The 6,722-nt window shown below is 71.4% G+C and carries 6 protein-coding genes; all 6 read right to left on the bottom strand.

Features of this window, described 5'->3' with window-relative positions; genetic code table 11:
* Nucleotides 1-1,560 (bottom strand): glutamate synthase central domain-containing protein (locus I0Q12_RS09570; protein WP_307846143.1); only part of this gene is annotated, 1,560 nt, incomplete at its 3' end.
* 236 nt (nucleotides 1,561-1,796) lie between these two features.
* Entirely contained in the window at nucleotides 1,797-2,558 is a 762-nt protein-coding gene (locus tag I0Q12_RS09565; RefSeq protein WP_197251701.1) for a TM2 domain-containing protein, read from the bottom strand.
* A 75-nt stretch (nucleotides 2,559-2,633) separates the two neighbouring features.
* Nucleotides 2,634-3,701 (bottom strand): prolipoprotein diacylglyceryl transferase, encoded by a 1,068-nt coding sequence (gene lgt, locus I0Q12_RS09560; RefSeq protein WP_248676676.1) that lies wholly within the window; start codon nucleotides 3,699-3,701, stop codon nucleotides 2,634-2,636.
* Nucleotides 3,698-4,501, bottom strand: coding sequence for a tryptophan synthase subunit alpha (gene trpA / locus I0Q12_RS09555; RefSeq protein WP_197251700.1), 804 nt, complete (start codon nucleotides 4,499-4,501; stop codon nucleotides 3,698-3,700). The genes lgt and trpA overlap by 4 nt, the downstream gene beginning before the upstream one ends.
* The gene (gene trpB, locus I0Q12_RS09550) at nucleotides 4,498-5,748 is read right to left on the bottom strand and encodes a tryptophan synthase subunit beta (RefSeq protein ID WP_197251702.1); all 1,251 of its coding nucleotides are present in this window, start codon (nucleotides 5,746-5,748) and stop codon (nucleotides 4,498-4,500) included. The genes trpA and trpB overlap by 4 nt, the downstream gene beginning before the upstream one ends.
* Before the next feature lie 224 nt (nucleotides 5,749-5,972).
* On the bottom strand, nucleotides 5,973-6,722 hold a 750-nt coding region (gene trpC, locus I0Q12_RS09545; RefSeq protein WP_197251699.1), incomplete at its 5' end, for an indole-3-glycerol phosphate synthase TrpC.

The raw sequence follows: 6,722 nt of genomic DNA, 5'->3' as shown, positions 1-6,722 counted from the left end.
CATCTCGGTGACGTAGTCGTAGAGCAGGCGCGGTCGCGGGGACAGCACCGCCGGTGGGGTGTCGTTGCCCATCGATCCCAGGGGTTCGCGGCCGGTGCCGGCCATCGGGGCGAGCAGCACGTCGAGATCCTCGCGGGTGTAGCCGAACAACCGATGCGCCTGCGGGGTCGCGGTGCACGGGCCGGGGCGGGTGTCCGGGCGCGGCAGGTCGGCGAGGGCGACCTGGCCGACGCGGAGCCAGTGCCGGTAGGGGTGGGTGCGGGCGAGCCCGGCCAGCAGCTCGTCGGAGGGCACGACGCGCCCGGCGCCGGTGTCGACGAGGAACATCCGGCCCGGTTCCAGCCGGCCCTTCTCGACGATCTGGTCGGGCGGCAGGTCCAGTACCCCGGATTCGCTGCCGAAGACGACCCGGTCGTCGAGGGTGCGCCACCAGCGGCCCGGCCTGAGCCCGTTGCGGTCGAGGACCGCGCCGAAGACGCGGCCGTCGGTGAACGGCAGGCACGCCGGTCCGTCCCAGGCCTCGAGGAGCGCGGCGTGGAACTCGTGGAATCCGCGGCGCCGGGCGTCGATCGTGGGATCGTTCTCCCACGCGGGCGGAATCATCATGCTCACCGCGTGCGGCAGCGACCGGCCCGACAGATGCAGCAGCTCGAGCACCTCGTCGAGCGTCGCCGAATCCGACCCGCCCGGGCTGCAGATCGGGAACAGCCGGGTGAGGTCGCCCGCGACCCGCGGGGTGCGCAGCGCCGGCTCGCGGGCCCGCATCCGATTCCTGTTTCCCCGGATGGTGTTGATCTCGCCGTTGTGCGCGCTGTAACGGAACGGCTGCGCGAGCGTCCACGACGGAAACGTGTTGGTCGAGTAGCGGCTGTGCACCAGGGCGATCGCGCTGGCGCAGCGCGGGTCGCGCAGATCCGGGTAGAACCGGGCCAGTTGCTCGGCGGTGAGCATGCCCTTGTAGACGATCGTGCGCGCGGACAGCGACGGGAAGTACACCGCCGGTGCGTCGGGTCCGGGCCGCTCGGCGCGGCGGCGCAGCGGGTAGACGAGTCGATCGAGATCGAGTCCGCCCGGCCGGACCCCCGCGACAGCAGGTGCGGCGACGAACAACTGGTCGATGTGCGGGCGGCACCCGTCCGCGGTGACGCCGATCCCGGCGCGTTCGGGTTCGACCGGCGTCGGACGCCAGCCGAGGACCTCCAGGTGTTCGGCAACGGCGAGATCCTCGATGCGCCGGCGGGCGCGCGCCCGGTCGTCCGGATCGCGGGGCAGGAAGCACAGACCGGTCGCATATCGGCCGGGAGGGGGCAGCGGAAAGTCGGTGACCGCGTCGAACAGCGCCGCGGGGACCGCGAGGGTGATGCCGGCGCCGTCGCCGGTGGCCGGTTCGCGCCCGCACGCCCCGCGATGAGCGAGGTTCTGCAGCGCGCGGATCGCGTCGACGACGACGTCGTGACCGGCGCGGCCCTGGATGTCGACGATCGCGGCGACCCCACACGAGTCCGATTCCAGCGCCGGGTCGTACAGGCCGCGAGCGTCGGGAATCGAGGAGTACAGCACTGCTGTCACCTCCACCGGGGCGGACGGTGCGGGGGTGACGCGTCGCGCGTCGAGGCGGCGACCCCGGAGGGTCGCCACCACGGGCGGTGCAGTGGCGGGGATGGGCCGATCGGCTCCGCCCGGGAATGCCGGGGATCGTGGCCCGCGGGCGTCAGTTTACGCGCGGAGGGCCCGGCTGCGCGAGCATGCGCAGCCGGGCCCTCCGCGAGAAGACGTGGCTTGTTCGGGTACCGCGATCAGGGCTGCAGCGGCCGGTTGTGCTCGTCCCGAACCTTGCCGGTGAGCATCATGATGCCGTCGATCAACGGCCAGATGCCACCGAGGCCGCAGGTCAGCCACACCACTGCGATCTGCGCGATCGCCAGGCCCGGCTGGTTGAGATAGAACCGGCCGGCGCCGAACGCACCGAGGAGGATCTCGAGCAGACCCGCGGTCATCCGCGACTTGTCCGAGTACGGCTCGCCGGTGAGCGGATCACGACCGTACGGCGCCGACGGGTCGGCGAAGCCGTAGCCGGGCGTTCCACCCGGGCCGTAGCCGGGGGCGGCGGCACCGTAACCGGGCGCGGCACCGTAGGGCTGCGGCGGCGGAGGCGGGGTCGGTCCCCCGAATCCTCCCGGTGCGCCGTAACCGGACTGGTCGCCCATCGGGTACTGCGGGTTCGGGGTGCCGTAGACGGGACCGGCCGGACCGCCGGGCTGCTGCGGCGCCGACGAGTAGTCGGACGGCGGCGGGTAGCTGGGCGTGGTGCCCCAGCCCGGGCCGTTGCCGATGCCCGAGTAGGTGTCCCAGCCCGGGCCGGCGGTTCCCGGGGACGCTGCCGTGGACTCGGAGGTCTGCGGCGGCTCCGAGAGAGATGCCTGCGCGGTCGCGTCGTAGTCGAACCCGGGTCCGAAGTTCGGGTTCGACTGCGCGTCCGCTGGGTCGGATGCTTTCTTGCCGAAATCGATCGGGCGGCCCGAATTCGGGTCGGAAGCAGCCGGATCCGGTGTTGTCACTGGTGATCCCCCTCGTGGTCGATGTGTGTGTCAGACCTTACCGGCGCTTGCTCCCGGGTTCGGTTCAGGCAGGGGTCAGCGGTCCGCCGTCTTCGACCCGCCGGCCTCCTCGACCGGCTTCTCGGTTGACTTCTCGTCCGCTGGCTCGGCGTCGGCCGTCTTGTCGTCGGCCTGCTTGTCGTCGCCCTCCTGCGGGTCCTCATCGCCCTTCGCGACCGCGCTGTTACCGGCGGTCACAGCACCGTCGGTCCCGTCTTCGGAGTGCCGGGTCCGGGTCGACTTCAGCTCCTCGGGCGCCTCCCGGCCCTTGCGGGCGAAGACGAAGTACGCGACTGCGAGCGCGAACACGATGCCGGAGGTGAACGAGTTGATGCGGATGCCCGCGATCTGGGTGGCGGCGTCGCTGCGCATCAGTTCGATCCAGAACCGGCCCAGGCAGTACCCGGCGACGTAGAGGGCGAACAGCCGGCCGTGCCCGATCCGGAAGCGGCGGTCCACGACGACGAGCAGCACGACGATCAGCACGTTCCACAGCAGTTCGTACAGGAACGTGGGGTGCACCACCGAGGCGACCTGCCCGGTGGAGACGCCGTCGATCAGGCCGGGCGACACCTGACCGGCGTCGTTGCGGCGTTCGTAGATCTCGAGGCCCCACGGAAGCGTCGTCTCGCGACCGTACAGTTCCTGGTTGAACCAGTTGCCGAGCCGGCCGATGGCCTGGGCGAGCAGGATCGCGGGCGCCAGGGCGTCCCCGAACGCGGGCAGCGGGATTCCACGGCGGCGGCAGCCGATCCAGGCGCCGACCGCGCCGAACGCGACGGCACCCCAGATCCCGAGACCGCCCTCCCAGATCTTCAGGGCGTCGATCGGATCGGCGCCGTCGCCGAAGTACTTCCGCCAGTCGGTGGCGACGTGGTAGAGCCGGCCGCCGATCAGGCCGAACGGCACCGCCCACACGGCGATGTCGAGGACGGTGCCCTTCTCGCCGCCGCGCGCGACCCAGCGCCGGTCACCCCACACGATCGCGACGACGATGCCGACGATGATGCACAGGGCGTAGGCACGCAGGGCCACCGGCCCGAGATACCAGACGCCCTGTGGGGGCGAGGGAAGATAGGCGAGGAACGTGGTCGTGTCGGTCACGGTGCCACGGTAGCCGAGCGCACTCCCTTCGCGAGATCGCGTGTCAGCTCGAGCAGCGCGTCGCGGCCCTGAGCGGCGGCGGTGACGAGCGCGGAACCGACGATGACGCCGTCGGCGTATCCGGCGATCTCCGCGGCCTGGGCGCCGTTGCGGACACCGAGACCGACCCCGACCGGGATGTCGGAGTGGGCCCGCACCCGCGCGACGAGCTCCGGTGCGCGGTTGTCGACGTTGTCGCGGGCACCGGTGACGCCCATCGTCGACGTCGCGTAGACGAACCCGCGGCAGTTGTCGAGGGTCATCGCGAGCCGCTCGTTGGTCGACGACGGGGCGACGAGGAAGATGCGGCCGAGCCCGTACTTGTCGGACGCGGCGATCCAGTCGGCGGCCTCGTCGGGGATCAGGTCCGGGGTGATGATGCCGAGCCCGCCCGCCGCGGCGAGGTCGCGCGCGAAGTTCTCGACGCCGTACTTGAGGACGAGGTTCCAGTAGGTCATGACGACGGCGGCGCCACCGGCGTCGGTGACCGCCTTCACCGCCGGGAACACGTCCCGCACGCGCACACCGGCGGCGAGCGCCGCGTTGGCGGCGTTCTGGATGGTGGTGCCGTCCATGACGGGATCGCTGTAGGGGATGCCGACCTCGACGAGGTCGCAGCCGCCCTCCACGAGCGCGGTGACGGCCTCTATGGACTTCTCGACCGTGGGGTAGCCGACCGGCAGGTAACCGACGAGCGCGGCGCGCTTCTCGGCGCGGCAGGTCGCGAAGATGGCGGAGAGGCGTTCGTGCGGTGCGCTCACTGCGCGGCTCCTTCGGTGTCGGTGCTGTCGGAGGGCAGGTAGCCGAACCACTTGGCGGCGGTGTCGACGTCCTTGTCGCCGCGGCCCGAGATGTTCACCAGGATGATCGCTCCCTCGCCGAGTTCGCGGCCGAGTTTCAGCGCCCCGGCGACCGCGTGGGCCGATTCGATGGCGGGGATGATGCCCTCGGTGCGGCTCAGCAGCTTGAACGCGTCCATCGCCTCGGTGTCGGTGGCCGACCGGTATTCGGCGCGGCCGGTGTCGGCGAGCCACGAATGTTCCGGTCCCACACCGGGATAGTCGAGACCCGCGGAGATCGAGTGCGATTCGATGGTCTGGCCGTCCTCGTCCTGCAGCAGGTACGAGTACGCGCCGTGCAGGGCGCCGTGGGTGCCGCCGCCGATGGTCGCGGCGTGCCGTCCGGTTTCGACGCCGTCGCCGCCGGCCTCGATGCCGACGAGCTTGACGGACGGGTCGTCGATGAACGGGTGGAAGATGCCGATGGCGTTGGAACCACCACCGACGCAGGCGACGACCGCGTCGGGCAGGCGACCGGTGTGGGCCTGCACCTGGGCGCGCGCCTCGAGGCCGATGATGCGCTGGAAGTCGCGGACCATCGCCGGGAACGGGTGCGGCCCGGCGGCGGTGCCGAAGCAGTAGTAGGTGTTGTCGGCGTTGGTGACCCAGTCGCGCATCGCCTCGTTGATGGCGTCCTTGAGGGTGCGCGAGCCGGTCTTGGCGGCGATGACCTCGGCACCGAGCAGGCGCATGCGCGCCACGTTCAGGGCTTGCCGCTGGGTGTCGACCTCACCCATGTAGACGAGGCATTCGAGGCCGAGCAGGGCGCACGCGGTCGCGGTGGCGACACCGTGCTGACCGGCGCCGGTCTCGGCGATGACGCGGGTCTTGCCCATGCGCTTGGCGAGCAGGGCCTGCCCCAGCACGTTGTTGATCTTGTGGGAGCCGGTGTGGTTGAGGTCTTCGCGCTTGAGGAGCAGGCGCGCGCCGCCGGCGTGTTCGCTGAGCCGGGTGGCCTCGTAGACCGGTGACGGCCGGCCCGTGTAGTCGCGCTGGAGACGATCGAGCTCGGCGAGGAAACCGGGGTCGGTGCGTTCCTTCTCGTAGGCGGCGGTGACCTCTTCGATGACGGCCATGAGCGCCTCGGGCAGGTAGCGGCCACCGAAGACCCCGAAGTGCCCCTTGGCGTCCGGTTCGTGCGCGGTGGGGACAGACACGGCTTCGCTCATGACGGGAAGGCCGCGGCCCTTGGCCGAGAGGACGGAATCGTCTGCAGTCACGTGTCCAGTCTGCCCCACCATCGCACCCGCCGTGCCGTCGGGTCACCCGCGCAGTTCGCGGTGCGTCGTCGGCCGAAGACGTCCGCGCGCACCGGTATCCGCCGACGACGCGGACAGCCGCGCAGTGAGGACACTGCGCGGCTGTCTGATCGTCGTTCGGAGGGTCCGGTCGGTCAGCGTGCCGGCTTCGGGCAGGACGGATGCGTACCCACGGTGACCAGTTCGGCGACCGCCTGGCGGGGGTCGCCGCTCGTCACGAGACCCTCACCGACGAGCACGGCGTCGGCACCGGCACCGGCGTACGCCAGCAGGTCCGCCGGGCCCCGCACACCGGACTCGGCGATCTTGAGGACGTCGCTGGGCAGGCCCGGCGCGATCCGCGCGAACGTGCCCTTGTCGACCTCGAGGGTCTTGAGGTTGCGGGCGTTGATCCCGATGACGGTCGCGCCGGCCTCGAGAGCGCGGGTCGCCTCCTCCTCGGTGTGCGCCTCGACGAGCGCGGTCATGCCGAGCGATTCGACACGGTCGATGAGGGAGGTGAGCACGGGCTGTTCGAGCGCGGCGACGATCAGCAGCACGAGATCGGCGCCGTGCGCGCGGGCCTCGTGGATCTGGTACGGGCCGACGATGAAGTCCTTGCGCAGCACCGGGATCCGCACGGCGCGGCGGACCGCGTCGAGGTCGGCGAGGCTGCCGTGGAAGCGGCGTTCCTCGGTGAGCACGCTGATCACGCGTGCTCCCCCGGCCTCGTAGGCCTTGGCGAGTTCGGCCGGATCGGCGATGTCGGCGAGTGCGCCCTTCGACGGGCTGGCCCGCTTGACCTCGGCGATGACGGCGATCCCGGGCTCGCGCAGCGCAGCCTTCGCATCGATCGGCGGGGGTGCGGCGGCAGCGGCGGCCTTGACGGTGTCGAAGTCGACGAC

The organism is Rhodococcus sp. CX (assembly GCF_015865005.1).
GTDB lineage: Bacteria > Actinomycetota > Actinomycetes > Mycobacteriales > Mycobacteriaceae > Rhodococcus.
This window is presented reverse-complemented; position numbering and strand designations above follow the sequence as displayed.